At 70.2% G+C, this 26,431-nt stretch carries 20 protein-coding genes; 3 read left to right on the top strand and 17 right to left on the bottom strand.

Features of this window, described 5'->3' with window-relative positions; all coding sequences use genetic code 11:
- Positions 1-19: 19 nt before the first annotated feature.
- The 15 genes from KV102_RS00295 to KV102_RS00225 all read right to left on the bottom strand — a co-directional run bounded on the left by KV102_RS00295 (position 20) and on the right by KV102_RS00225 (position 14,830).
- Positions 20-958: an alpha/beta hydrolase gene (locus tag KV102_RS00295; RefSeq protein WP_220344961.1), complete on the bottom strand. Its 939-nt coding sequence runs from the start codon at positions 956-958 to the stop codon at positions 20-22.
- The gene (locus KV102_RS00290; protein ID WP_220344960.1) at positions 955-1,707 is read right to left on the bottom strand and encodes a 3-hydroxybutyrate dehydrogenase; all 753 of its coding nucleotides are present in this window, start codon (positions 1,705-1,707) and stop codon (positions 955-957) included. Before KV102_RS00290 ends, KV102_RS00295 begins: the two co-directional genes overlap by 4 nt.
- Entirely contained in the window at positions 1,704-2,375 is a 672-nt protein-coding gene (locus tag KV102_RS00285) for a TetR/AcrR family transcriptional regulator (protein WP_220344959.1), read from the bottom strand. Before KV102_RS00285 ends, KV102_RS00290 begins: the two co-directional genes overlap by 4 nt.
- Complete coding sequence (locus tag KV102_RS00280; protein ID WP_220344958.1) at positions 2,372-3,949, bottom strand: class I adenylate-forming enzyme family protein; 1,578 nt, start codon at positions 3,947-3,949, stop codon at positions 2,372-2,374. Before KV102_RS00280 ends, KV102_RS00285 begins: the two co-directional genes overlap by 4 nt.
- Entirely contained in the window at positions 3,946-5,022 is a 1,077-nt protein-coding gene (locus KV102_RS00275; RefSeq protein ID WP_220344957.1) for a branched-chain amino acid ABC transporter permease, read from the bottom strand. The genes KV102_RS00280 and KV102_RS00275 overlap by 4 nt, the downstream gene beginning before the upstream one ends.
- Complete coding sequence (locus KV102_RS00270) at positions 5,019-5,894, bottom strand: branched-chain amino acid ABC transporter permease (RefSeq protein WP_220344956.1); 876 nt, start codon at positions 5,892-5,894, stop codon at positions 5,019-5,021. The genes KV102_RS00275 and KV102_RS00270 overlap by 4 nt, the downstream gene beginning before the upstream one ends.
- Entirely contained in the window at positions 5,891-6,625 is a 735-nt protein-coding gene (locus KV102_RS00265; RefSeq protein WP_220344955.1) for an ABC transporter ATP-binding protein, read from the bottom strand. The genes KV102_RS00270 and KV102_RS00265 overlap by 4 nt, the downstream gene beginning before the upstream one ends.
- The gene (locus KV102_RS00260; RefSeq protein WP_220346213.1) at positions 6,622-7,206 is read right to left on the bottom strand and encodes an ABC transporter ATP-binding protein; all 585 of its coding nucleotides are present in this window, start codon (positions 7,204-7,206) and stop codon (positions 6,622-6,624) included. Before KV102_RS00260 ends, KV102_RS00265 begins: the two co-directional genes overlap by 4 nt.
- 30 nt (positions 7,207-7,236) lie before the next feature.
- Entirely contained in the window at positions 7,237-8,400 is a 1,164-nt protein-coding gene (locus KV102_RS00255; protein WP_220346212.1) for a substrate-binding domain-containing protein, read from the bottom strand.
- Between the two features lie 203 nt (positions 8,401-8,603).
- Positions 8,604-9,353 (bottom strand): VOC family protein, encoded by a 750-nt coding sequence (locus tag KV102_RS00250; protein WP_220344954.1) that lies wholly within the window; start codon positions 9,351-9,353, stop codon positions 8,604-8,606.
- Between the two features lie 42 nt (positions 9,354-9,395).
- A complete protein-coding gene (locus KV102_RS00245; RefSeq protein WP_220344953.1) occupies positions 9,396-10,061 on the bottom strand; it encodes an excalibur calcium-binding domain-containing protein in 666 nt (221 codons plus the stop codon).
- 89 nt (positions 10,062-10,150) lie between these two features.
- Positions 10,151-12,082 carry a hypothetical protein gene (locus KV102_RS00240; RefSeq protein ID WP_220344952.1) on the bottom strand — a complete coding sequence of 644 codons (1,932 nt, stop codon included), beginning with the start codon at positions 12,080-12,082 and terminating at the stop codon, positions 10,151-10,153.
- Positions 12,083-12,095: 13 nt separating this feature from the next.
- Positions 12,096-13,025 carry a MurR/RpiR family transcriptional regulator gene (locus KV102_RS00235; protein ID WP_220344951.1) on the bottom strand — a complete coding sequence of 310 codons (930 nt, stop codon included), beginning with the start codon at positions 13,023-13,025 and terminating at the stop codon, positions 12,096-12,098.
- A 62-nt stretch (positions 13,026-13,087) separates the two neighbouring features.
- A complete protein-coding gene (locus KV102_RS00230; protein ID WP_220344950.1) occupies positions 13,088-13,663 on the bottom strand; it encodes a dihydrofolate reductase family protein in 576 nt (191 codons plus the stop codon).
- 69 nt (positions 13,664-13,732) lie between these two features.
- Positions 13,733-14,830 (bottom strand): NAD(P)H-binding protein, encoded by a 1,098-nt coding sequence (locus KV102_RS00225; RefSeq protein ID WP_220344949.1) that lies wholly within the window; start codon positions 14,828-14,830, stop codon positions 13,733-13,735.
- A 158-nt stretch (positions 14,831-14,988) separates the two neighbouring features.
- Between KV102_RS00225 and KV102_RS00220 the strand changes: the two genes are divergently transcribed.
- On the top strand, positions 14,989-18,390 hold the full coding sequence (locus tag KV102_RS00220; protein WP_220344948.1) for a M14 family zinc carboxypeptidase: 3,402 nt from the start codon (positions 14,989-14,991) through the stop codon (positions 18,388-18,390).
- A gap of 74 nt (positions 18,391-18,464) precedes the next feature.
- Here KV102_RS00220 and KV102_RS00215 read toward each other — a convergent pair whose 3' ends face one another.
- Entirely contained in the window at positions 18,465-21,128 is a 2,664-nt protein-coding gene (locus tag KV102_RS00215; protein ID WP_220344947.1) for a DEAD/DEAH box helicase, read from the bottom strand.
- Between the two features lie 135 nt (positions 21,129-21,263).
- On the opposite strand from KV102_RS00215, the gene KV102_RS00210 reads away from it, so the two are divergent.
- Together KV102_RS00210 and KV102_RS00205 are read left to right on the top strand one after the other, a co-directional pair.
- On the top strand, positions 21,264-24,692 hold the full coding sequence (locus tag KV102_RS00210; protein WP_220344946.1) for a helicase-related protein: 3,429 nt from the start codon (positions 21,264-21,266) through the stop codon (positions 24,690-24,692).
- 41 nt (positions 24,693-24,733) lie between these two features.
- Positions 24,734-25,255 carry a GNAT family N-acetyltransferase gene (locus tag KV102_RS00205; RefSeq protein WP_220344945.1) on the top strand — a complete coding sequence of 174 codons (522 nt, stop codon included), beginning with the start codon at positions 24,734-24,736 and terminating at the stop codon, positions 25,253-25,255.
- Between the two features lie 32 nt (positions 25,256-25,287).
- On the opposite strand, the gene KV102_RS00200 is transcribed toward KV102_RS00205, so the two are convergent.
- Positions 25,288-26,367 carry an HIRAN domain-containing protein gene (locus KV102_RS00200; RefSeq protein WP_220344944.1) on the bottom strand — a complete coding sequence of 360 codons (1,080 nt, stop codon included), beginning with the start codon at positions 26,365-26,367 and terminating at the stop codon, positions 25,288-25,290.
- Positions 26,368-26,431 lie beyond the last annotated feature (64 nt).

Raw genomic sequence — 26,431 nt, 5'->3', positions numbered from 1 at the left:
GTCGTGCAGCCGTTCGAGGCTAGTGACGCGTCGGGTCAGGGGTCGAGGTTCTCGGTCGGGATGAGCGAAAGGCTGCGGCGATCTCCTCGCGTATGAGACCCGCCACGGCGTCCGCCCCGGGCGCGGACAGGACCAGGGTGTAGTGGTTCAGACCGTCGACGCGGCAGTGCCGGACGCTCGGGGTGCCCGCGAGCAGGGCGGGGATGCGGTCGTCGGAATAGAGCCCGGGTTCGTCGTCGAGAAGGCCTCGCGGCACCGTGACGAACAGGGTCCGGTGGCGAAGACGTGCCAGTGCCTGCACCGGAGCGGCGCCGCCGTTGAGGTCCACCGTGTCCTCGGCCATCGTCGCGTAGCTCGTCGCCGCCCGTAGGCGCGGCGGCTCCCCGACCAGGTCGTACGCCAGGTAGTCCTCGAGCTCGCGGGACCAGGCCTCGGTGAACGCCGGGTGCCGCCGCCAGAACCCGAGGTAGGCGTCGGTGTCGGCGAACTCCATGGCGAGGCGCTCCGCGGTCGGCCCGAGCACCATCGCGATCACCTGGTCCGCATCGAGCCCTGCGGGGACGTCCAGCGGCAGCCCTCCGTCCAGCAGGACCAGGCTGCGCACACGCTCCGCGTGCTGGTCAGCGAGGACGCAGGCGACGAAGCCGCCCATCGAGTGCCCGACCACGGTCACCGCCTGGGCACCGACGGCATCGAGTACGCAGGCCAGGTCGTCCGCGTGCGCCGTCATGCCCGCAGGTCCCGTGACGGCGTTGCTGCGGCCCCGCCCTCGAAGGTCGGGAGCGACGAGCCGGACACCGGGAAGGCGCGCAGCGAGAAGGTCCCACGACCGGTGCGACGCCGTGACGCCGTGGACGAGCAGGAGCGTGGGCGCCGCGATGTCGGTCGCATCCCAGATCCCGACGCGCAGGTCACCCCCTCGTACCGGGACGTCGACGGTGCGGTAGCGCTGCGTCATCGCGCGGTCCACCCGCCGTCCATCGTGTACGAGGCACCGGACACCATCGCTGCGTCCTCGGAGCACAGCCACGCGACGAGCGACGCCACCTGCTCCGGCTCGATCAACCGCTTGACCGCGGTCTCGGTGAGCATCACCTTCTCGACGACCTCCTCCTCGGGGATGCCGTGCGCCCGCGCCTGGTCCCCGATCTGCTTCTCGACGAGCGGTGTCCGGACGTACGCGGGGTTCACGCAGTTGCTCGTCACCCCGTACGGACCACCCTCGAGCGCCGTGACCTTCGAGAGCCCTTCGAGCCCGTGCTTGGCCGCGACGTAGGCCACCTTGTACGCGCTGGCGCGCAGGCCGTGCACGCTCGAGAGGTTCACGATGCGTCCCCATCCCCGCTCGTACATGCAGGGAAGGGCGGCGCGGACGAGCAGGAACGGCGCCTCGACCATCAGGCGCTGGATCAGGCGGAAGTCGTCGGGAGCGAGCTCCGTGATCGCAGCCACCCGCTGGATCCCCGCGTTGTTCACCAGGATGTCCGTGTCGAGGACCACGCTCTCGAGGGCCTCCGTGTCAGCCAGGTCGACCACCCAGGTGTGGCCGTCGATCGCATCGGCAGCGCGGGCGGTCGCCTCCCGGTCGATATCCGCGACCGTCACGTCAGCGCCGCGAACCGCGAGGGCGCGCGCACAGGCGAGGCCGATCCCGCTGGCCCCTCCCGTGACGACAGCGCGGCGTCCTTCGAGCGGGTGGTCGGTCATGACCTCTCCTTCGGCGCGAGGCCGCCGTTGACGAGGCGCATCATCTCGTCGATCACGTGGTCCGGGACGGCGGCCGGAGGGTTTCCGTCGGCGTCGCGCTCCCACAGCAGATAGCGCATGCCGAGCAGCTCCCCCATCCCCATCAACGCCCACGCCGCGACCTCGGGATCGATGTCACTGATCTCCCCCGCCGCCTGCGCCTTGGCGAGTCCGGCGCGATAGCCCTCCACGATGCGGGTGTAGTGCAGCCGGAGCATCTCGGGTGACACGAACTCGGCCTCCCGCACGATCCGGTAGAGCGCCGGATGCTCGGCGGTGAACCGGAAGAACCCTTCGAAGCCGGCACGTTCGGCCTCCAGGCGGTTCTGCGCGCCGCTCATCGCCTCGGCCATCGAGTGCCGGACGCGGCGGTTCAGGTCGACGACGAGCGCTTCGAAGAGGGCCTGTTTGGAATCGAAGTACAGATAGAAGGTGCCGAGCCCGCATCCTGCCCGTTCGGTGATCTTCACGATGGAGGCGTCGTGGTAGCCGAGCTCGGCGAACACCGCCTCGGCCGCGACGAGAAGCCGAGAACGGGTCGCCTCCCCTCGTTTGCCCAGCGGCCGGCCCTGGGCGGAAGACACCGTCTCCACCTCGTCGAGCCGGAAGTCGTCGGCGGCACTGCTCATTTCTGTCCCCCTGTCGTCATGGCGTCCTCACGCAGTCGCGACCGGACGATCTTCCCGAGAGCGCTGCGAGGGAGCACCTCGCGCACGTGTACGTCCCTGGGGACCTTGAAACCCGCGATGCTCCCGCGGAGGTAGGTCTGGATCTCGTCCGCGGTGAGGCGAGCCCCCGACCGCGGCACCACGAACGCGGCACCCACCTCGCCCCACACGTCGTCGGGGACGCCGACCACCGCAACGTCGGCCACCAGCGGGTGCGCAGCGATCGCCGCCTCGATCTCGGCGGGTGCGATGTTCTCGCCACCGCTGATGTAGATGTCCTTCAACCGGTCGACGATGCGGTAGCACCCGTCTGCGTCGCGGTTCGCGAGGTCGCCTGTCGCCAACCGGCCGGCGACAAGCGCTTCGGCTGTCGAGCGCGGATCGCCGAGGTATCCGGCGAAGAGGCTCGGCCCGCGGACCCACAGCTCACCCGTGCCGGGACCGACGACGTCCTCGCCGGTCGCGATGTCCCGCAGTCCCACGTCGACGTACGGATAGGGCCGCCCCACCGCGCCGGGGTGGGCCTCCGCCTCGTCGGCACGCAGCATCAGGACGTTGGGACCGGCCTCGGTGAGCCCGTAGCCCTGGGTGATCCGCACGCCGCGGTCGGCCCATCGGCGCCAGAGCGGGTACGGCATCGCCGACCCGCCCGACATGGCCACGCAGAGACTGGAGACGTCGGCCTCGGGGAAGAGCGCATCCTCCGCCAGGAGGTGGTACTGCGTCGGCACGCCCATCATCGCCGTGATCCGGCGCTCCCTGATCAGGCTCAACACCCGGGAGGGCTGGAACGAGCGCTCGATCACCACCGTGGCGCCGGCCCGCCAGGCGAGCAGCGGCTGGATGTTCCAGGCGGCGACGTGGAACTGCGGCAGGGTCGCGAGCACGACGTCCGACGAGGTGATCTCCACCGCCTGGCCGAGCGCCAGGTTGTTCCAGAAACAGCTCGCGTGGGTGAGGACGACCGCCTTGGGTCGTCCGGAGCTCCCCGAGGTGACGATCACCAGCAGAGCGTCGTCGTCACGGGCAGGGCGTGGTGCCACCAGGTCGCCGTCGACGGTGCCCCTCAGTCCCATCGACGGTGGGACGGCTGCCTCGACACCGGTGGTGCCGAGCTCGGCCACCGGTGGCACCGTCGGCAGCCGGGTCAGGGTCTCGCGCCCGAGTGCGGAGTACTCGTCCTCCACCAGCAGGAGCGCCGGATCGACCGTCGCGACGAGCTCTGCGAGCTCGCTCGCGGTCAACCGCCACGAGAGCGGCACCAGCGCGAGAGCGGCTTGTGCGCAGGCGAAGAAGACGACGACGTGGTCGATGGAGTTGCCGGTCAGCGTCGCGATGCGGTCACCGGGGGCGTACCCGGCGTCCTGCAGGGCACACGCCAGATCGCTCGACCGTCGGGCGAGCGCCCCGTAGGTGATGGTGACGCCGCGGTCGTCGATCGCCACGGCGTCGGGGTCCTGGCGGGACCGGTCGACCAGCCACCGCCCGAGCGTGTGGGCGCCCTCGTCGGAGCTCGGCCACGGCTTCTGCGTCATGCTGCCGACTCTGCCAGCGGAGACTCGTCGCGACCCTCACGACGCGTCCGGGTGCGGGTCGTGGCCCGGGCTGCGCCCGCGATCCCACCGGGGAAGAACATCACCACGAGGATGAACACGGTGCCGAGGATGAACATGGGCTCGGAGAGCGGGACGCGCAGCACCGCCGGCAGCGACTCCACGGTGTCCGAGTGTGCGAGCAGGGACAGCCGCTGGTTGAGCACCGTGTAGACGACGGCGCCCACGATCACCCCCCAGCGCGACCCGACGCCGCCGAGGACGACCATGACGAGGATCGTGATCGTGAGATCGGCGGACACCACCCGGGGCACGGTCCCGCTCTGCAGCAGGAGATAGACCGCACCCGTCAACGAGGCGAGCACGCCGGCGACGGTGAAGACGACCAGCTTCGCCGCGTACGGCCGGATCCCGAGCACGCGCACCCGCAGCTCGTTCTCGCGCGTGGCCGCCGCGACGTGGCCGACCCTCGAACGGTCGATCCACACGACGACCGCGTAGACGAGCACCAGCATCGCCAGCGTCATCCAGTAGAGGTTCCGCGTGTTCGCCACGCCCACCATCCATTCCGGGACCTGGGCGGTGGCCAGGCTGAGTCCTTCGTCGCCACCGGTGGAACCCCCGGGATTACGTCGGACGAGGACGGACGCGGCCTGGGCGAACGCGAGGGTGACCATGGCGAACGGGATCCCCGTGACGCGGAGGCTGATCGCGCCCGCCACCTGGGCCACCACGAAACAGCCGACCAGCGTGACCAGCAGCGCGGACCACAGCGAGAGGCCCGTGCGCTCGAGGACGATCCCCAAGCCGTACGCTCCGGCGCCGAAGGCGAGCGCGTGACCGAACGAGAGCAGTCCCGCAGTGCCGAGCATGAGGTTGTACGACAGCGCGAGCGCGGCGAAGACCATGCAAAGAGCGAGCAGGCTCAACGCGCCCGGCTGGTAGGTGGCACCGGGCAGGATGCCGGGGACGCGCACGTTGAGCAGCGGCAGCACCGCCATGAGCACGATCAGCGCCGTGCCGCCGACGGCGGCGGGGATCGGTGGGCGGGTCATGCGCGGGCTCCCATCAATCCGGTGGGGCGTACGAGCAGGACGGCAGCGAGCGCGAGCACGACGACGAAGTCACCCGTGCCCGAGAGGTAGTAGTTGGCGAACTGCTGCAGCAGCGCGACCAGCACCGAGGCGACCGCCGCACCGGTGAGCGAGCCGAGTCCGCCGATCACCGTGACGATGAACGCGAAGATCAGCAGCGAGCCGCCGAGGCTCGGCGAGACGTAGCCGAAGTAGTGCGACGCCAGGACACCCCCGAGTCCGGCCGCGGCCCCGCCGATGGTGAAGACGAGCGTGAACGAGCGACGGACGTCGATCCCGAGCGCGGTGACCATCGCGCGGTTCTCCACACCCGCGCGGATGATCATCCCGTAGCGGGTGTGCCGCAGGAACATCACGATCGCGACCAGCACGACGCCGGCGACCGCGATCACCACGAACCGGTCGTTGGGGATCGCAGCGCCGGCGATCGAGGTCGTACGGTCCAGCCACTCCGGCCCGCGGATGAAGCGCGCGTCCGACCCCCAGATGCCCTCGAAGAGGGCCACCGTCGCCAGGGACAGTCCGACGGTGACCAGGACCTGCTCGATGTGACGCTCGTAGAGCGGGCGGATGAGGACGAGCTCGGTGAGTGCCGCGACCAGCGCACCGACGGCCGCTCCCACCAGCATCGAAACCGCGAACCCGAGCCAGCTCGTCGCGTCGATCCGCTGCGCGACCATCCAGCCGAGGAATGCCCCGAGCGTGAGGAAGCTGCCGTGCGCGAAGTTCAGCACGTGCATCAGGCCGTAGATCAGCGACAGCCCGGAGGCCACGAGGAAGTAGAGGGCACCGAGTCCGAGACCCGTCACCGCGAGCAGGACCACGGTGCTCACCGCGCCACCTCGCTCGAGATGTCACCGTGGACGCCGAGGAGCCGTGTCGTGAGGTCGGCGTCGTCGAGGAGTGCGGTGGCGTCGCCGGTGTGGACGACGCGACCACCCTCGATGACGATCGCCGGGCCGGCCAGGCGGCGTACGACGTCGAGGTTCTGCTCGACCAGGAGGATCGGCACCGTCTTCGCCGCCTCCTCGAGGGCGTCGGTGACCTCCAGGACGACGCGTGGCGCGAGCCCCTTGGTCGGCTCGTCGACGAGGAGGATGCGGTTGTCGTTGACGAGGGCGCGGGCGAGCGACACCATCTGCTGCTGACCTCCGGACAGCGTTCCCGCCATCTGGTCGCGACGGCCCACGAGGTCGGGGAACAGCGCGTCCACGAGATCGTGGCGGGGTTGCGCCGTGCGTACGGCGAGCCGGAGGTTCTCCGCGACCGTGAGCTTCGCGAAGACCTCCCGGTCCTCGGGCACGTAGCCGACGCCCCGCTGCACGATCGTGTGCGTCGGAAGGCGATCGATGCGCTCGCCGGCGAGCCGTACGTCTCCCGTGCGGTGGATCAGGCCGAGGATGGCGCGGAGCGTGCTCGTCTTGCCGACGCCGTTCCGACCGAGGATCGCCGTCACTCCGGACGACGGCACGGTGAGACTGACGTCCTCTACCACCTGCTGTCCGTCGATGTCGGCTCGGAGATGCTCGACGGCGAGCACCGGCTCACCGGGCGTGCTGGTCATGCGCTCGCCCCCAGGTAGGCGTTCTGGACGGTCGGATCAGCCATCACGGCCGCGGGTGTGTCGTACGCGAGAAGGTGGCCGAAGTGGAGGACGGCGATCTCGAGCTTTCGCTTGTCGCCGTGCGAGAGGCCGCCGGCGGCGACGTCAGCCTTGCCGGCGAGCCCCACCTCGTCGAGGTGGTCCACGGCTGCCCGGCTGGCGGCGTCGCTGCGCTGCGGGAACCGGACGACCGAGAGGCTGCCTCCGCGTGAGACCTGCGCCGCCAGCCTGACGTTCTCGAGCAGGCTGAGATCGGGGAACAGGCTCGACGTCTGGAAGGTGCGCCCCAGTCCCGCACGCGCTCGCTTCGGCACCGACATCGCGGTGACATCCTCGCCGTCGAGCAGCACCGCGCCCTCGGTGGGAGCGGTCAGGCCGGAGATCACGTTGAACAGGGTGGTCTTGCCTGCGCCGTTCGGGCCGATGATCCCGACCATCGCTCCCCGGTCGACGGTGAGGTCGATCCCCTCCAGGATGGTCGCTCCCCCGATCCGCAGACCGAGCCCTCGGACCTCGAGCGCGGGCGTTGCTGCTGCCGTCATCTCGCCGCCGTCCTCCTCTGCGTCACGCCGTCACGACGCCTCGGGCGGGGCGACCTGGTCGGCCGGAACGACGTTGGCCACCTCGGGCACGAACGCGTCACCATCGGCGACGAGCTTGGCCTGGAACATGTCCTGGACCAGCGCGTGGTCGCTGGCACGGATGGTGGTCGCGCCCTTGGGACCGTCGAACGACCAGCCCTCGAGCGCCTTCACCATCGCGTCGACGTCGTCGCCGCCCTCCTCGACCGCGCGGACGATCATCTGTCCGGCGACGAATCCGTCCGGCGAGAAGAGGTCGGGCTGGCTGCCGTTCTCCTCGAGGTAGGACACGAGCGCCTTGTTGACCTCGTTGTCGGTCGCGGTGCCGAAGTAGTGGCTCAGGAAGTTGATCTTCGCCGAGGCCGGTCCGTAGGCGCCGTACGTGGCGACGTCCCCGAGGCCGGTCACCACCGGTGCAGCGTCGAAGACTCCCTGCTGCTCCAGTGCCTGCCACATGCTGCCCGAGCTCGCACCGGCCCAGGCGACGAAGACGAGGTCGGGCTTGCTGTTGACCACCTGGCGGGCGAAGGAGGTGAACTCCGTGACGTCCTCCGCCACCAGGACGGGCTTGACGGTCCCACCCTTGCCGCCGGCACCCAGCACCGCCTGGACCGCGGCGACGTTGCCCTGACCGAAGGCGTTGTCCTGGGCGAGGACGGTGATCGTCTTGCCCTGAACCTCCTCGAGGAAGGTCGCCGCCGTCGCGACGTCCTGGAAGCTCTGCCGTCCCGATCGGAACGTGTAGTCGTTGATGCCGGTCACGGCATCGGCTGCTGCGGGCCCGGCGATGTAGAGGACCTTGTTCTGCTCGGCCTGCTCGGCCAGCGCGAGCGCCACGCCGGAGGACGCCGTGCCGGCGATGATCTTCACACCGTCGCCGATGTATTCCTTGGAGAGCTGCACGGCCTTGTCGACGTCGCCGGCGTCGTCGCCCTCGGTGATCTCGATCGTGGTGCCGTCGACCTCGTTCGTGCCGTCGGTCGCATGGTCGAGACCTGCCTCCAAGCCCTCGAGGTAGGCCTTGCCGTACGCGGCGAGGGGCCCGGACTTGGACGTGATGACTCCGACCTCGACCGTGTCGCCGTCAGCCGCGGCGTCGTCGTCCGACGACGGAGCGCATGCCGCGAGGGTGAGCGCTGCGGCGAGCGCTGCGATGGGCCGCGAGGGTGCGGCGAGTGTTCTTCCGTGTGCTCATCTCCGTGCCTTTCCTCCCTGAAAGGACCGAACCTGAAACCTGATTCGGGTTCCAGAAACGTAGGGCTCCGGAGGATGTGATGTCAACCACATGGCTGGTCGCGCTGGGGCGCGGGCAGCACCCAGCACCCGCCCTGGGCAGGTGGGAGCGGGACGAGCGGAGCCTAGGGGTGGGTGAGCCGGGTCCGGGACAGGAACGCGTCGGGGCTGCGCGACTCCAGGAGCTCGAGGAGGACACCGTCGCTCGTGGTGCCGTAGCAGACCGCGGCGATGCCACCGCTGGACTCGGTGACCGGGTGGTGCCACGTCGTCGCGTCGAGGCTGCCCCGTACGGCGTCGATGCCCTCGACGTCCACGCACAGGTGGTTGACCCCGAGGTCGACCGGACGCGCGGGTGCATCCTCGGCGCCACCGCTCACCTCGACCGTGACCGGACCGGGGATGGGCGGGACCGCGTGCGCCGCGGCGTCGGCGACCTGGACGAGGACCCCGACGAGGCCGCTCACCCCTTCTGCGGCGACCAAGGTCACCGGCGTGCCATCGGGGCACCGTACGCGGTGGTCGCCCAGGGGCGTGCCGCCCGCGTCGACCGCGCGGGCGTACGCCTCGTCCGGATCCGTTACCGCCCACGCGAAACCCTTGACGCCGGGCGCACCAGGAGGCCGTACGGCGGGGGTCGGCGACGAGAACGCGAAGAGCTCCATGAACGCCGCATCCGTCCGGAGCAGCACCACGTCGGCCGCGGTCCCCTCGGTGGCCAGGGACTCGTCCGCAGGGGCCGTCCCGACCGGCCAGCCGAAGGCACCGTGCTCGATCGCGCCGAGGCCCTCGGCCCAGAAGCGTCGCGCTGCTTCGAGGTCGGCCACGCTGATGCCGAAGTGGTTGAGAGCGACGATCCGCCCGGCGTTCTCCATGCCCGGAACCTATCGGTGGTGCGGCGGGCCGGTCGACCGATGTCAGTACTCGCAGACGACCCCGTCGTTGTCGCGGTCGTCGTAGTGCGAGTACTCCGGATCCACTCCGGCCTCGTACGACCCGTAGCCGTTGTCGTTCGCCTCCCCGCAGGTGCCGAAGAGCGGATCGATGCCGACGTCGCCCGCATCGTCACCGCGAGTAGCCTCCGCACTCGCGACCGCTTGCTCGCGGGACCGGACCTCCGTGACCCGCGCCCTCAGCGACGCTGCCTTCTTGGCGAGCTTCGCTTCGAGCGTCTTCAGGGAGGCGGCCCGCTGAGCGAGTCGCCGCTCTTGAGCCGACACCTGCGCCGTCTTCGCCTTCAGCCGCGCCGTCAACGCTGTCGTCTGCGGCGAAGTCGTCGCTGGAGGCGTCGTTGCGGCCGAGGTCGGAGGCGGGGTGGCCGAGGGCTTGGACGCGGCGACGTCAGGGTCGGTGGAGGATCCAGCACCCAGGCCGATCCCCAGCACGAACGCGACGAGCCCGACCACGATGGCGACGGGAAGCGTCTTGCTCTTCCCCGACCGCTCGTCCCCCGTGCTCGCCACGTCTTTGCGCAATGGCTCGGTCCGGTCCGTCCACCGCAGTCCGTCCCACCACCGCAGCGCGTCACCGCTCCGATACCACCCCGGCGGAGGGAGTGGTCGAGGACTGTCGTTGCCGCTCATCCACGGATCGTAAGCACCGCCAGGGGTCAGCACGGGCATTTCGGTCAATCGACTCAATCAGAGACAGTCGCGCGCCGCGCCGCCGCGCCTCACCGCATCCGCAGCAGCCGCGCCTCCCCCGCCCGCAGAGTCAGACCACCAGAGCGCTGACGCGACCAGTCGTCGTCGCCCGGGTCGTACGCCTCCGCCTCGGCGGGCAGGGTGAGGCTGACGCGAGCGCGGTCGCGTCGTGAGTAGTTGGCGACGAGCGTGTGCAGCCGGTCGTCGGCATCGACGAACCGGCCCAGGACGACCGGGTCACCGCTGACGGCGGAGACGAGCGCGTCGCCCTCGAACGGCGCGAGTCCCGCAGGCGGGTTCGCCAGCCCGGCGACCTGCACGGCGGTGGAGGTCAGCTCCAGCATCTGCTTGCCGAGCGGTGCGAGATAGTCGGCGTTGACCTGCTTCGTGTCGCGATAGAGACCGGTGCGCTTGCCCTCGACGGTGATGAGGCCGTTCGTGAACGCCTCGCCACGCGCGGGGTCCGGGGTCCAGTACGTGAAGTACTGGATGCCCTTGCAGCCGTACGCCAGGCTGATCGAGATCTGCCACAGCAGGTCCGCCTTGGTCGGGATCGCGTGGTTCGCATAGCCGACGCTCTGGATGTAGATCCACGGGTCACGCCCGTGCTTGAGCGCGGCAGCCCGCACCTGCGCCCAGTTGTCGAAGTAGCCCAGGTCCTCCCCGCTGGCCAGGATCGGATAGCGGTCGAACGAGAGCACCGGCGAGTCGATGTCGCGGGCCGCCTGCTCGTAGCCGGCGCCGAAACCGGGGAAGAGATTCACGTACGACAACGCGTCGGCGTACGCGTCGTTGGCCATCGCCACCGCCTTCGCCACCAGCGGCAGGCGGGCCACGCTTGGCTCGTCGAAGAGGTGCAGGCCGGCGAAGGCGCCGTACCCCGATCCAGCGGGCAACCGCCACGCGCCGAGACCCTCGTCGAAGCTGTCGCGGAACAGCGTCGCTCCCCCGGCGCCGGTGATCACGACGTTGTCGAAGTACGCCGACTCCGAGCCCGCCTCGCGGAATCCGGCCGAGCCGGCGGCGTGCGTGCTGTCGGTGGTCGTGTCGACCAGCACGCCGTCGATGCGGGTGGTGATCGTCGATCCGCTCAGCGCCGTCTCGACGTGATAGGTCCGACCCTCCTCGAGCTGATACGGCAGCGCGACCTGCGTGACGATCGGGTTGCCGTTGACGAACACCGCCTTCTTGAGCACCGCCTTGCCGTCGCTCCCCTGGGTGGAGAGCAGCCACACGTACGCGTTGGCCTCGTCCTTGATCCGGAACGCCCACCCGGCCTGCGCATAGCCGCCCGCACCGGTACGAAGCGGCTCGGTGTCGAAGGCGAACGTGTAGTCCTGCCACGCCGCACCGTCCGCGACCCATCCGATCGAGCCGCTGCCGCTGCCCCGCAGCACGTGCAGGCGGCCGCCGACCGTGCGCCACGACGGCGCGTAGCGGTTGACGGCGTTGGTGATCCGCTGGCGCAGCTCGTCCTCGCTGATCGTGAACGGCTGGGCCGGGTCGCCGACGTTCATGGTCTGCAGCAGCCACTTGATCTCGGGGTCCTCGACGAGGACGTAGACGCCGGCCTCGTCGGCGACCCGCAGCATGTGCGTCGTGATCTGGACGTCGGAGTTCGAGTAGTTGCCACCGTGGACATAGGTGAAGCCCGCCTCGGCGATCTCGCGGTAGCGCTCGACCGTCGTCTCGGTCGGCGGCGGGGGCCAGAACAGGCCGATCGGGAACCGCCCGTCGTTCATGATCGGGCCGCCGGTCGTGGCCGACGCAGCGCGGGCGAGTGCGGCTGCCGCGGTGGCGGCACCAGCGGCGGCCGCGGTGGCCGTGGTGGCTCCGGTCGTCGCGCTCGCCGCTCCGCCGCCGAACGGCGACGCCACCCCGGCGGCCACCAGGGCTCCGCCGAGTACGAGGAAGGACTTGCGACTGAGTCCGTCGGCGGGCGGGTCGGATTCTGCGGTCATGGGTCCCCCTGGGTCAGTGTTGGCCGGTCGTGTCGGTACGGGTCTGGGTGCGGCGTCGTTCGGGTCGGCGTGGCCGGACGGCACGCTCGGTCACGGACAGGAGCTGGACGGTGCGGTCGTAGTCGTGCTGTCCCACGGCGAGATAGAGCATCTCGACGACAGCGAGCTCGGAGTGACGGGACGCGAGCGGACCGTCTTGGAAGGTCGTCGCCTCGGCGACGGTGACCAGGACGTTGTCGGCGAGCGCGGCCAGCCGCGACCGTGGCCCCGCGGTGATCGCGACCGTGAGTGCGCCGTGGTCTCGTGCGGTGGCGAGCATGTCGAGCGTCTCGTCGGTCTCTCCCGAGTACGAGATCGCGATCGCGACGTCCCCGTCGCCGAGCTGCGCGGCTGCGACGAGGCCGTCGTGGACATCGGCGTACGTCCAGCACGCGATGCCGATACGGCTCAACCGGAGCTCGAGCTCACGGGCCATCACCCCGCTGCCGCTGACCGCGTACACGTGGACGCGCTTGGCGCCGCTGATCGCTCCGGCTGCTGCCGCGACGGCGTCGAGGTCGAGTCCCGCGAGGGTCGAGTGCACGGCACGGGCGCCGACCGCCTCGAGGGTGCGGGCCACGTCGGCGAGCGAGTCGCCGGGGGCGATCTCGCGACTGATGTCGGCGTTCCAGCTGCCGTACGCCGTCGCGGCCGCCTCCCTGATGACACTGACCCGCAGGCTGGGATAGCCGTCGAGACCGAGCGTGCGGCACAGGCGAGACACCGCCCCCGTCGAGGTGCCGGCGCTGGCGGCGAGATCGCTGATCGTCCCGGCCACCGCGGAGTGCGGGTCGTCGAGGATGCACTCCGCGGTGAGACGCGTCGACTCGGGCAGGTCCGGCACGAGCATGCGCATCCGGGCGAGGACCCCGTCCGTCGCTGCTGTGATGCCGGTCACATTCATGACAAGGACTATCGCGCGCCGTCGTCGTACGCGCAAGAGGCGATAGGGATTCTCAGTACGTCTCAGGCATGGAGCGTCGGCCGATAGACGAGCTCCTGGATGCTGCCGTCGAGCAGGCGGCTCTCGATCAGCTCGAGATCGAAGTCGGCCGCACCCTCGAAGATCCGGTCCAACCCGTTCTCGCCGGTGATGACAGGAAAGACGGTGACCTGAAGCCGGTCGACCAGGCCAGCGGCCATCAGCGCCCGGTTCATCGAGAGGCTGCCGTGCGAGCGCAACGGCACCTCGGACTCCTCCTTGAGGCGGGCGACGACGTCGACGGCGTCCCCGCTGACGAGCGTCCCGTCGGGCCAGTCGAGAGGGCCGTCGAGCGTGGTCGACACGACCGTCGCGGGAAGGTCGATCATCCGCGTGACCCACGGGTCACGCACCTCCGGCACGTCGCTGGAGGCGAGGAAGTTGACGAACGTGCGGTACGTGTTGGCTCCGAAGACCATCCGCTGGTCTTCGCCGTACTGCTGGAGGCGGTGATCGAGCAGCTCTGGGCCCTGCTTGCCCCAGTAACCGCTCCAGTCACCGCTGGCAGTGCCGAAGCCGTCGAGGCTGGAGAAGACGTCGGCGGTGTAGGTGGCGGTCATGGTGTCCTCCTGGGGAGCGGTCGGTGTTTGTACTGCTCCCGACCGGCTCCCCCGGCTCAACTCATCGCCTCAGATGTCGGTCGGCATCATCGCCGTGCCGCTCTTCATCCGCTCGCGGAAGCTGCCGGTCGGGAACTCCCGGTCCTTCAGCTTCTCCATGAAGCCCCGCAACGTGCGCGTCCCGTACGCCGGGGCGACGTGGTCGACGACCGACCAGTACTTCGCGGCCTCGAGGTAGTAGGCCACCGGCGCGACCTTCTTGCTCATCTTGCCGATGCGCCGCAGCCGCGCGATCTTCTTGTCCCACGTCGTCATCGCCACGACATCCCACTGCGGCTCGCGGCCGGTGATGTCGAACATCATCTGCCCGGCGTCCTTGAGGGTCACCACGTTGTCCTCGACCCAGGGGCCGCCGACGGGGAGGACGCGACCGTACGCGTCGGCCGCCAGCACCTGGTTGGTGATGAACTCCGCGAGGTCCTCGCGGGCGATCGGGTTGACCACGTTGTACTCGCCGTGGTCGAAGATCCGGTACGGCAGCCCGTTCTTGACGTCGCCGAACGTCATCGACAGATAGGGGTAGTACGCCGTCGGCCGGACGATGGTCCACGGCAGCGCCCCGTGGTGCTGCCCCATGAGCTCGCCCTCGACCTGCAGCTTGTAGACCTGCGGGATCAGCTCCGGCCGGTAGGCGCCGAAGTCGCTGACCTGGATGAACTGCTGGACCTCCTGGGCGACGGCGGCCTTGATGCCGTTGACGACGGCCTGGTAGTCGACGAGCTCGCACTCCTCGGCGTCGTTCGGGCGGCGCCCGCTGAGCAGGGAGATGACGACGGCGGTCGGGGCCACCGCCACCGCGTTCACGACGTCGTCCAGCCGCGTCGGGTCGCCGGCGACGACCTCGGCCTCAGCAAACTCGGCGTCGTCCTTCACCGACGCGTCACGCGCCAGCACCACCGGTCGGTAACCCCGGCGAGCCAGCTCGGGCACGAGCGCCCGGCCGATGTAGCCCGTGCCCCCGAGCACCAGCACGCGTTCGCCGCTGCCCTGGCCGGCCGGACCGGTGACGTAGGTGTCGGACGACGTGGCGAGCAGTCGGGCTCGCAGGTCCTCGCTGTGCTGGAGGGCTGCGTCGGTATCGAGGGAGGTGATCGTGCTGTAGGCCATAGGCGAATCGTATATCTTATTGCGCCTCGCCGGGCCGGTTTCGTGGCCCTTTCCCACGCGTCCGAGCGGCCGGCCGGGAGGTGAGCGGCGGTGTGACGCATTTCACCTTACGGTGACCTTCATCCACTCTTCATCACCAGAAGCAAGGACGTAGCCGCATGAAGAGATCGTCGCCCCTGCGCCGGAAGGTCGCCGCCGTCACGCTCGCACTGACGGTTCCCGGCCTCATCGCCGCCACCACCACCGCACCGGTTGCCTTCGCCGAGCCGTCCACGCCCGGTCCCGACAGCGCCGTCACCCTCGAGCGCCTCCCCGACGAGGTGCCGTCCGTCGTCGAGATCACCGTGCCCAGCGCGGCCAAGCTCGACCAGCTCGTCGCCACCGGCGTCGACCTCGACCACGGTGTCGAGCAGCGTTCCGACGGCCTCGAGGTCCGCGCCGTCGTCACGCCGAACGAGATCAAGACGTTGAAGAAGGCCGGCTTCGACACCGGCGAGGTCCTCTACACCTCGGAGGACACCGAGGCGGCGCTCGCCGAGCGCGACGCGACGATCGACGCGGCGAAGGCGGAGAACGAGGCGTTCGCCGACGAGGCGACCCACCCTGACGTCTCCGACGTCAAGATCACCCGCGCGCAGTACTACACGGCGTTCGGCATCCCGGTCCTCTCGGTCGAGGCCAAGTGGGCCAACGGGCAGGACGCCACGGACGCGCTCACCGTCGAGCGCGACAGCGGCCCCGGCACGGCGTTCGGCAGCGGCGGCACGCAGACCATCAGCCGCTTCGTCGACGCCGACGTCTACCTCTATCACCGCGGCGCGAGCCCGACCACGGGCACCGAGGCGCTGACCTCGCGGCCAGACCGGATCCGGATCACCAGCCCGACCGGCGACGTGGCGATCGCCAAGGTCACCGACTGGCTGCCGACGGGCGACGAGGAGGACCCGTTCAAGGGTCCGGGCTACCAGCAGGACTTCGTCAGCTCCTACCTCGACCCGACCCAGCTGTACGACCGCATCAAGCAGCTGGCGACGGACTACCCCGAGCTGGCCGAGATCGTCGAGCTGCCGTACAAGACCAACGGCTACCGGCGTCTCGCGCAGTCCGTCATCCCCGCTGGCGGTGCCGCCGCGGACGACGACCGCCGCGTGGCGATCGACTCGAAGCAGTTCGGCTCCGAGGGCGGCAACGGGATCACCGTCACGGTCGTGCACCCGACGACGGCCGACCAGCCGCTGACCGTGACGGTTGCCGACAAGGCGATCACCGTCTCCTCGGCCACCGACGCCAGCGGTACGGCCACGAGCACGGCGGCTCAGGTCGCCGCGGCCATCAACGCCAGCACGGGCGCGAGCGCGCTCGTGTCGGCGTACACCTACCGCGGCAACGCCGGTGCCGGTGTAGTGCCCGCGACGGCGGCGACGACGCTCACCGACGGGCTCAACGCCCCGGCGACCGTCGCACGTGCGCCACAGCAGGTCTATGCGATCAAGATGGGCAAGGTGCGCGACGGGTCCAAGCCGGGTGTCTTCTTCTACGCCCAGGAGCACGCACGCGAGTGGGTCCCGCCCCTCGTCACGATCGAGACCGCCGAACGGCTGCTGCGCAACTACGGCACCCATCCGGCGACCCGCGACCTCCTCGACAACCTGGAGATCTGGGTGCTCCCGTCGGTGAACCCCGACGGCGGCCACTACTCGTTCTACGACTTCAACTCGCAGCGCAAGAACCTCGTCAACTACTGCGACAAGACCGGCACCGCCGACGCGAACGCCCGCAACTCCTGGGGCGTGGACGTCAACCGCAACTACGACGAGTACAGCCTGTTCGACGGCTACTCCGGCGCCTCGCCGGTCTGCACCAGCGGGACGTTCGCCGGGCCGTCGGAGCTCAGCGAGCCGGAGTCGCGCAACGTCGACTGGGTCGCGGCACGGTCCAACATCCAGTGGTCGATGAACGTGCACAGCTCCGGCAACTACTTCATGTGGTCGCCGGCGGCGTACAAGGTGCCGGGGCGGATCACCGCTCCGGAGCCCACGCTCGAGGAGGAGTCGCTCTTCCAGGGCGCCTCCTCGCGGATCCTCACCGCGATCAAGCGGCACCGAGGCCTGTCGGTGACTCCGGCGCGGACCGGGCGGGTCGTCGACACGCTCTACTCGGCGGCGGGCAACTCCGGTGACATGCTCTGGTACAAGTACGGCATCTACGCGTGGGACTTCGAGGTCGGCTCGACGTTCCAGCCGCCGTTCGAGGCCGAGACCCCGACCGGGCCGGGCGCGCACCAGGAGGCGATGGAGTTCTCCAACGGCCTGGTCGAGATGCTCCGCATCGCGCGGGACTACGACACCGACACGGTGCCGCCCGTCAGCGACGTGAAGGTCACCTCCAGCACCGTCGAGGGCAAGGTCAACGTGGAGTTCTCCACGAACGAGCCCGCGAGCATCTTCTACACGACCGACGGTACGGTGCCGAACCTGCGGTCGCCGATGTACGCGGCGGCCGGCCTGCGTGAAGGCGGCGAACGCCTCAAGGTCGACAAGGGCGCCGAGATCCGCTGGATCGCGGTGGACAGCCGCGGCAACGTGGAGCGCAACTTCGTGCCGGGCCGCGAGGGCAACTACCGGACCTGGATCGCCGAGGTCGGGTACGAGCCGCCGCTGCCCGCGTCCGCCACGTCGCTGACGCTCGACCGTACGACGGTCGTCGCCGGCAAGACCGGGGTCACCGCCTCGGTCCAGGTCACGACACCCGGTGCCGGTGACCAGCCGACTCCGGAGGGGGTCGTCACCGTGTACGTCGACGGTGAGGCGTCCGGATCGGCGGAGATCGACGCGCAGGGTCGCGCCACGGTCCCGCTCGCGGCGATCGCGACGCCGGGCAGCCACCTCGTGACGGCGACGTACGGCGGGAGTGCGGAGCTGGCGCCGAGCACGTCCTTGCCGGTCGTTCTCAAGGTGACGGCCGCGACGAGCGTGCCGGTCGCTGCGGCGACGCTGACGGTGAAGCCGACGCGCATCGCCGCCGGCAGGTCGACCGCCGTGGCGACGGTCGGGGTCCGGGTGACCGAGGACGGCCGGACGACGGCCGGCTCGGGGGCGGTCGACGTGCTCGTGGACGGCCGGCGGGTCGGCACGGGGACGCTGGACCGACAGGGCCGTACGAGCGTGAGGCTCGGCCCGTTCCGTACGGCGGGGCCGCGGATCGTGACTGCTCGCTATCGCGGGACGGCCACCGTCGGTGCCACCACTGCGGGGCCGGTGGTGCTGCGGGTGACCAAGGCGAGGGCCAAAGTCGGCGTCACGGTGACGCCGAAGCGCGTGACGACCTCGCGGCGCGCGAAGGTCGCGATCACGGTCAGGGCCAAGGGTGTGAACGCTCGCGGTACGGCGCTGGTCAAGGTCGGCACGCGGTCGTTCGCCGTCCGTGTCAACGCGAAGGGCAAGGGGTCGGTGCGACTCCCCCGCCTGTCGCGCGGCACCAAGAAGGTGACCGTGCGCTATCTCGGCAACGCGAACCTCACCTCGGCGAAGAAGGTGGTGCGGATCCAGGTCCGGCGATGACCGTCTGAGAACGCACGGGAGGGGCCGGTCGCCGCGAGGCGGTCGGCCCTTCGTCGTTCGGCGGAGGCTCGGTCTCACTCCCCCGGCGCATCGGGGTCGTGCGTCAGCAGCCGCTTGCGTTCGGTGGCCACGACCTCCCGCGCCAGCTCTCCCTCGGAGATGTCGAGGGCCTCCGGTGCGCTCTCCGCGGTGTCGCTGACCCGGGCGAAGTCGTCGAACAACCGCCGCTTCTCGGCGAGGATCTCGGTGATGCGGCGATCCACGCCGTCCTCCGACAGCAGCCGGTGGACCTGGACGGACTTCAGCTGCCCCATCCGGTGCGCACGCGCCACCGCCTGCGCCTCGGTCGTGGGCTTGAGCTGTGGCTCGCAGATGATGACGACCGAGGCCGCCTGGATGTTCAGGCCGACGCCGCCCGCGACGATCTGCGCGACGAACACCGCACCGTTGCCGGCGGCGGCGAACTTGTCGACCATGTCCTGCCGCGCGGCCGCCGGCACCGAGCCCGTCAGCGGTCCGAAGACCGGGCCGGGGAGCTCGCGGGCGACCCGTGACAGCACCTCGCGGAAGTGCGAGAACACGATCACGCGCCGGTCGTTCGCCTCGGCCTCCTCGACGACGTCGATCAGGCGTTCCATCTTCTGGCTGTCGCTCGCGAGCATCGCCGCCTGCCGCATCGCCATGAAGTTGCCCGCCACCACGGCCTCGCGGTACGCCCGCTCGTCGTCGCGCGTCATGGGCAGCCACTCGTCCACCTCGACCAGCCCGGGAAGCTCGTCGAGGACGTCCTCCTGGTTGCGCCGCAGGTACGCCGGTGCCACCTGGCGCCGGAACCGGTGCGGCGCGAGCCCATGGACGTCGACGACGAGGTCCGGGCGGACGTAGCCGACGAGGTTGCGGAACTCCTCGACGCGGTTCTCGAGCGGCGTGCCGGTGAGCAGCACGGCACGCTCGGCGCGGTCGAGCAGCGCCGCCGTCCGCTGGGAGCGCTGCGCGGCTGGGTTCTTGATGTAGTGCGCCTCGTCGACGACGACACAGCTGAGCGTGTCGACCTGGTCGAGGTACGGGTCAAGGCGACCGAGGGTCTCGTACGTCGTGACGGCGACGCCGCCGCGGCGTACCCAGGCCTGGGCGGCCCCGTCGCGGTTCGGCCCGTGGACGCGAAATGCCCGCAAGGTCGACTTGCTCGCGACCTCGCGGGTCCAGCTGGTCACGACGGCCGCGGGACAGACCACGACGAAGTGCGTCTCCCCCGCGCTGTGCAGGTGCGCAAAGACCGCCAGCGCCTCGACGGTCTTGCCGAGGCCCATCTCGTCACCGATGATCACCTTGCGCTGCACCAGCGCGAACCGCGCCGCAAAGCTCTGGTAACCGCGGAGCGAGGCGTTGAGCGCGTCGCCCTTGAGCTCGAGGGCGCGTACGGCCTCGATGATCTCGTCCGGGAGGTCACCGTGCGTCTTGGCGTCGTCCTCGACGAGGAACCCGAGCTCGGCGAGCATCGCGAAGTAGTCGGCGGGCCGTGCCAGGAAGTCGTCCCACGGGTCGTCGGTGACGCGCGACCGCGCGGGACCACGGCCGCCCGTGGCGATCATCGCTGCCCTCCGTACGACCGCGTCCGCGCCGGCGAGGAGGTCGACGACCTCGTGCCCTGCGACACGCAGCACGAGCACGTGGGTCACGTGACCGCGCACGGCGGAGGCCAGCGGCCCGAGCTCCTCGGTCCGTGCGAGGTCGGCGGTCGCGCCCCGGGTCGCGCGCGCGGCGTCCCAGCTCGCCAGGTGGTCGAGCAGGCGTGTCGTCTCTCCGTCGCGCCTGGCCACGTCGACGCGCACCGGCGTCTCGTCGTACGTGATCTGCCAGAGGGTGCGGGCGGCGCCGACCATCTGCGTCGCCGTCGTCGGACCGAGTCCCGGGAGCGAGGCCAGCTCGCGGCCGGCGGCGAGGACCTGCGCGACGGTCGAGACCTGGGCGTCCCGCAGCGGACCGAGGCGGAGCCGGTCTCGCGTCGCGTCCTTGAGAGCGTCGATCGGCATCTCCGCGAGCAGCCGGTCGACCGCGGCGCCTCGTACGGCCTCGCCGGCCTCCTTCGCCGCGTCCCTGTACGACGACTCCGCGGCGACGGCGCGGGTGATCACGGCGACTGCCCCTGCGAGCGGGTGCAGCACCTCGCCGGGCACGATCTCCGGAGCGCGGCCGAGGTGGGCGAGGTCGTCGGCCAGGCCGAGCGAGGGCTCGAGGAGGTCGGACACGGTCATCCGCGTCACGTCGTGCATGTCCGTCGAGCGTGCGAGGTGCTCGAGCCGTGACCCGAGACCGAGGGCGGAGCCCCAGGCATGCAGTGATCTCAGGACGTCCGCGGACGCCCCCGCCTCCGCCTTGCGCTCGCGCCCGGCGAAGAAGCGCCGGGCCGAGACCAGGGGCGCGACGTCGTGGGCCACGTGCAGCTGGTCGCCGAGGCGCCGCAGCATCGCGTGATCGGCGTCGGTGAGGGCCGGCAGGTTCGCGCGGTGGGCGAGCAGCTCGACCAGCCGAGCGTCGGCGCGCGTCAGCGGGATCGCCCGCCACGCGGCGCGGCCGTCATAGGCGACCGTGACCACACGCGAACGGAGGTCGTCGACGTACGCGCGCACCTGCACGTCGATCTCCTCGCGCCGGCGCGTGACGGCGTCGGCGGCCGCACCCCACCGCTCGACGTCGCTCACGAGGGCGCGCAGCTGCTTGCGTTCGTCTCGGTTCATGACCTCTCACGGCTCGTGCGTCGGCGGGTTCCCGACGCAAGGCTAGTGACGCGCGCGGACGGTCCGACGGCCCCGTTCGTGTCAGCGGTGCTGGCTAGAGTCAGGCGGCTGCCACTCTCGGGAAGGACATGGTCGTTGACGCTCGAAGAGGTCACCGCCGGCGTACGCCTCGCCGGTCTGGTGCCTGGTGAGGCAGTGCTCGTCCTCGCGGCGCAGTGGCACGGCGGCGACGCGCTCGAGGTGACCTACAAGCTCGGCTCCGGCGGCCTCGCCCAGCGCGTGCTCTTCCGCGACGACGAGGCCGCGCTCGGGTCCGCGGAGGCCGGAGGACGCCCGTTCGACGCGCCCGCCTCCGACTTCGCGATCGTCGCCGAGGCGCAGCGCATCACGCTCGCCGGTCTCTTCGACCCGATGCTCGCGGTCGCGACCAGCGACGTGCAGCCGCTCCCCCACCAGATCCGTGCCGTGTACGGCGAGATGCTCCCGCGCACGCCGCTGCGCTTCCTGCTCGCCGACGACCCCGGCGCCGGCAAGACGATCATGGCGGGCCTCTACATCAAGGAGCTCCTGCTCCGTGACGACGTCAGGCGGTGCCTCATCGTGGTGCCGGGCGGGCTCGTCGAGCAGTGGCAGGACGAGCTGTTCCTCAAGTTCGGGTTGTGCTTCGACCTGCTCACGCCGCAGGCGGTCGACGCGTACGGCGCCGGCAACGTGTTCGAGCGGCACCCGCTGCTCATCGCACGGATGGACCACCTCGCGCGCAACGAGGGCCTCCAGCGCCAGCTGGTCGACACCGAGTGGGACCTCGTCGTCGTCGACGAGGCGCACAGGATGGGTGCCCGCTACTTCGGCGGCAAGGTCCACAAGACCAAGCGGTTCCTCCTCGGCGAGCGCCTCGCACGCACGACGCGCCACTTCCTCCTCATGACGGCGACCCCGCACTCGGGCAATGAGGAGGACTTCCAGCTCTTCCTGACGCTGCTCGACCGCGACCGGTTCGAGGGCAGGTTCCGCAAGGGCACCCACTCCGGCGACACCTCCGGCCTCATGCGGCGCATGGTCAAGGAGGACCTGCTCAGCTTCGAGGGCAAGCGACTCTTCCCCGAGCGGATCGCCGAGACCGTCCCGTACGCGCTGACGTCGCTCGAGCGCGACCTGTACGAGGACGTCACCGCCTACGTGCGCGACGGGATGAACCGCGCCGACCGGCTCGAGGGCAAGCGCCGGACCACCGTCGGCTTCGCGCTCACGGTGCTGCAGCGGCGCCTCGCGTCGAGCTCCGAGGCGATCTACCAGTCCCTCGTCCGCCGTACTGCGCGCCTCGAACGCCGCAAGGAGGAGATCCTCGCGGACGCGCTCGAGGCGGGTGTCGAGATCGACATCGGCGACCTGCCTGACATCCCCGACGACGAGGAGTACGCGGCCGCCGAGATCGAGGAGCTGGAGGACGAGCTGGTCGACGCCGCGACCGCGTCCCGCACCATCGTCGAGCTCGACGCCGAGCTGGTCGAGCTCGCCGGACTCACGCGCGCCGCACAGCAGGTGCGTGACGCCGACATCGACCGCAAGTGGAGCGAGCTGCGCACGATCCTCGAGACCGAGACGCTCGCCACCGCGCCGGACGGACGTCCGCGAAAGCTCATCATCTTCACCGAGCACCGCGACACCCTGGCCTTCCTCGAACGCCGCATCACTGCGCTGTTCGGCAGGCCGGACGCCGTCCTCGCCATCCACGGCGGCGTGCCGCGGTCGGAGCGGCGGCGCATCACCGAGGAGTTCACGACCAACAGCCGCGCGCAGGTCCTTCTCGCGACCGACGCCGCCGGCGAGGGCCTGAACCTCCACGCCGCCCATCTGATGGTCAACTACGACCTCCCGTGGAACCCGAACCGTCTCGAGCAGCGCTTCGGACGCATCCACCGCATCGGCCAGACGGAGGTCTGCCACCTCTGGAACCTCGTCGCCAGCAACACCCGGGAGGGGCAGGTCTTCCAGCGCCTCCTCGACAAGGTCGACGAGCAGCGCAAGGCGTACGGCGGCAAGGTCTTCGACGTCCTCGGCGCCGCCTTCGACGAGACACCGCTGCGCGATCTCCTGATGAACGCCATCCGGTACGGCGAGGATCCTGCGGTGCGCGCCAGCATGGAGGAGGTCATCGACCACCGAGTCGCCGACGGGATCGCGGAGATCCTCGCGGAGCAGGCGCTCGCCGACAACTCCCTCACGGAGGCCGACGTCGCGGCCATGCGACGGCAGATGGACGAGGCCCGGGCACGCCGACTCCAGCCGCACTACATCGAGCTGGCGTTCACCGCCGCGTTCACCCGCCTTGGTGGGCGCATCACGCGCCGGGAGCCGGGCCGGTACGAGATCGCGCACGTGCCGGCGCAGGTCCGCAGCAGCGGGCACGGACCGATCTCGTCGCGCTACCACCGCGTCACGTTCGACCTCGCCTGCATGGAGGGGGACGGTCTCGAGCGAGCAGACCTGCTGGCTCCCGGTCATCCGCTCCACGACGCGGTGATGGCCGAGTCGATCACCCTGCTCAGCGGCTGTCTGGAGCGCGGGACGGTACTCGTGTCGGCAACGCTGGACCGACCCCAGCTGCTCGTCGGGGTCGTGGAGGAGATCGTCGACGGCACGGGCGGCTCTGTCGCGCGGCGGTTCGGATACGCCTACGTCGACGAGCTGGGCGTCGTGACGGGCGCCGGGCCGGCCCCGTACCTGGACTGCGTCGCCGCACCTCCGACGGCCGACACCTTGAGCGCGCGCCGCTGGCCGTGGCTCGTCGACGCCGAAGCCAAGGCGATGAGCTGGATCATCGCCCACCAGCTCCCCTCGTACCTCGCCGAGGTGCAGCCCGCCCGGGCCCGTGACCTCGCCCGGGCGAGGATGCTGGTCAGTGGACGTCTCGAGAGCGAGTGTGAGCGGCTCGAGCGTGATGCCTTCCTGGCCGCGCAGAGCGAGAGCGTCGGCGAGAGGCCCGCGGAGTCGTCGGACAGTCTGCGCCGCAAGGCTCACGAGCTGCAGGCGAGACTCGAACGCCGCCTCGCCACCCTCGACAAGCAGGCCACGATGTCCACGAAGCCGCCTCGCATCGTCACCGCCGCGCTCGTTCTCCCGCTCGGGTTCGTGGACGGCGACCTCCCCCGCCACGCGCCGATGCACGCCGTCGCCACGAAGGAGGTCGAGCGACGCGGCGTCGATCTCGTCCTCGCGTGCGAACGCCGGCTGGGGAGGTCACCGGAGGAGCAGGCGTTCAACAACCCCGGATACGACGTCCTCAGCACCGAGCCGAACGGCGACACGCTCCGCATCGAGGTCAAGGCGCGGATCGCGGGCGCCGACGACTTCTTCGTGACGCACAACGAGGTCGTGACGGGCAAGAACGCGGCGCCGCGTTATCGGCTCGCGATGGTGCGCGTCGATCCACGCGGCGCGGCGTACGACGAGGTCCGCTATCTCGACGACCCCTTCGCCGGCGTGGACCTGGGCGGCTTCGAGACCACCGGGCACCGCGGGAGCTGGGACAAGATGTGGGCGAAGGGGCGCGAGCCGCACTAAAGCGCACGTGCGGCGGTGCGGTGCTCTGCTTCAATACCCCGATGACGACAGCGTTGACCATCCCCTCCCCCGCGCTGTACGACTCCTGGGCCGAGTGCGTGACCGAGTTCGACGGGGACGGGTTGGATGGCTCCGGCTCATGGAAGGTCGACGGGTTCGGCCCTGACCGTGCGAGCTTCGATGCCCTCCTGGAGATCGCCGCCGCCGAGGCCGACGCCAGCCGGACGTTGCCCGAAGGCCTGGTCCACTGCGACACCTACTGGATCACCGACCCCGCCGAGACCGTGATCGGCTTCATGGCGCTGCGTCACTCGCTCGCGACCGACGTCCTCCGTACGGAGGGCGGCCACATCGGCTACTCCGTACGCCCGAGCCGCCGCCGGCAGGGTCATGCGTCGCGCGCCCTCGGGCTCGTCCTCGACCGGGCCCGCGAGCGTCAGCTCGATCGCGTACTCGTGACCTGCGACGAGTCGAACACCGCCTCGGCCCGCACCATCGAGAGTCAGGGCGGTGTCTTCGAGAATCACGTCGGCGTGAAGCGGCGCTACTGGATCACGCTCTGAGCCTGGGGCGTGGCGTTGTCACGCTCTCAGCCTCACTCCGCGACCCAGAACACCCAGCCGTTCGGTGCTGGCGGCCAAGCGGCCTCGGGTTCCCAGCCAGGCCAAGGCTCCCAGGTGGCGGGAGCCGAGGGCCAACCCGGAGCCGGGTTGAAGCGAATCCGACTCGGCTTCGGAGGGATGGCCCGATGCGGAGCCGATGGGGCTGATTCAGCCCCCGCCGTCGACGATGCAACCCCCACGCGCTCGATGCGGGCCTCCTCCACAACAGGCGTCTTAACAGGTGCCGACTGCGGCTTCGAGTCAGCCGAGAGGGAGTCGACCCAGGCGTCGGGAAGGTCGGCCGCGCGCATCGCGTAGAGCACGACATCCATCTTGAGGCGGTTGCCCTTGACCATCGCCCGTACCGCCGTGCCACGCCCATTCTTTGCCAGGTGACGGACGGTCGGCAGATAGTCACTGCTCATCCCAGGAGTCAGACGACCGACGGGCTCGCCGTCGATCGTCACCTCGATCAACTCGACGCTCGACCGCGGGCGTTCCTCCATTACCTCTCGAAGCTCGGCGTACGTCCAGCACGCGCCGTCGTCACGAACGTAGCGGCTGAGCCAGTCCATATGGTTCTCTTCGCCGGTGACCTGGACGGCACGTCCTCGAGGAATCAGCTCTGCGCCCGCCGGTGACTGGTTGAGCGGAAGGCAGAGGTGTGGTTGGTCAAGAGCGACCGTGACGCTTCCGCGGAACACCTTCCGAGACACCTCGCGGCCGCGACGATCATAAGAGATGTCGTCCCACTCAGCGCCCCAAACGCGGCAGACGACCGAAGGCGCCAGCCCTCGGCTCTCGGCTTCGACGACCACCGGCTGGTAGCGCCTAGCCTCGTCGCGGGAGAGATAGCCCACCTTTGCACCGTTGACAAAGACTGCGACAGCGCTGGGATCGTGCGCGTTTCGCGGCTCGCTTACGAGCGTCGCCTTCCCCTCGAGCTCCGCGCCGCTCTCGCGCACCCGCCCGGGGAACAGTGAGCGCAGCTCGCGCTCGTGATTCGACTCGCCGACGACCTCCGTGTTCGGCCAGGTGATGGTTCCCCAGAGGTCGAACGGAGTCAGCGTCATCCCGCGATCTTGGCAGGCTGACGGCTCACGCCGCAGAAAAACAGCTGCACACGCCGGACCCGGT

It is taken from the genome of Mumia sp. zg.B53, from assembly GCF_019550935.1.
GTDB lineage: Bacteria > Actinomycetota > Actinomycetes > Propionibacteriales > Nocardioidaceae > Mumia.
The sequence above is the reverse complement of the archived record's forward strand: the minus strand, read 5'-3'. Positions and strand labels throughout refer to the sequence as shown.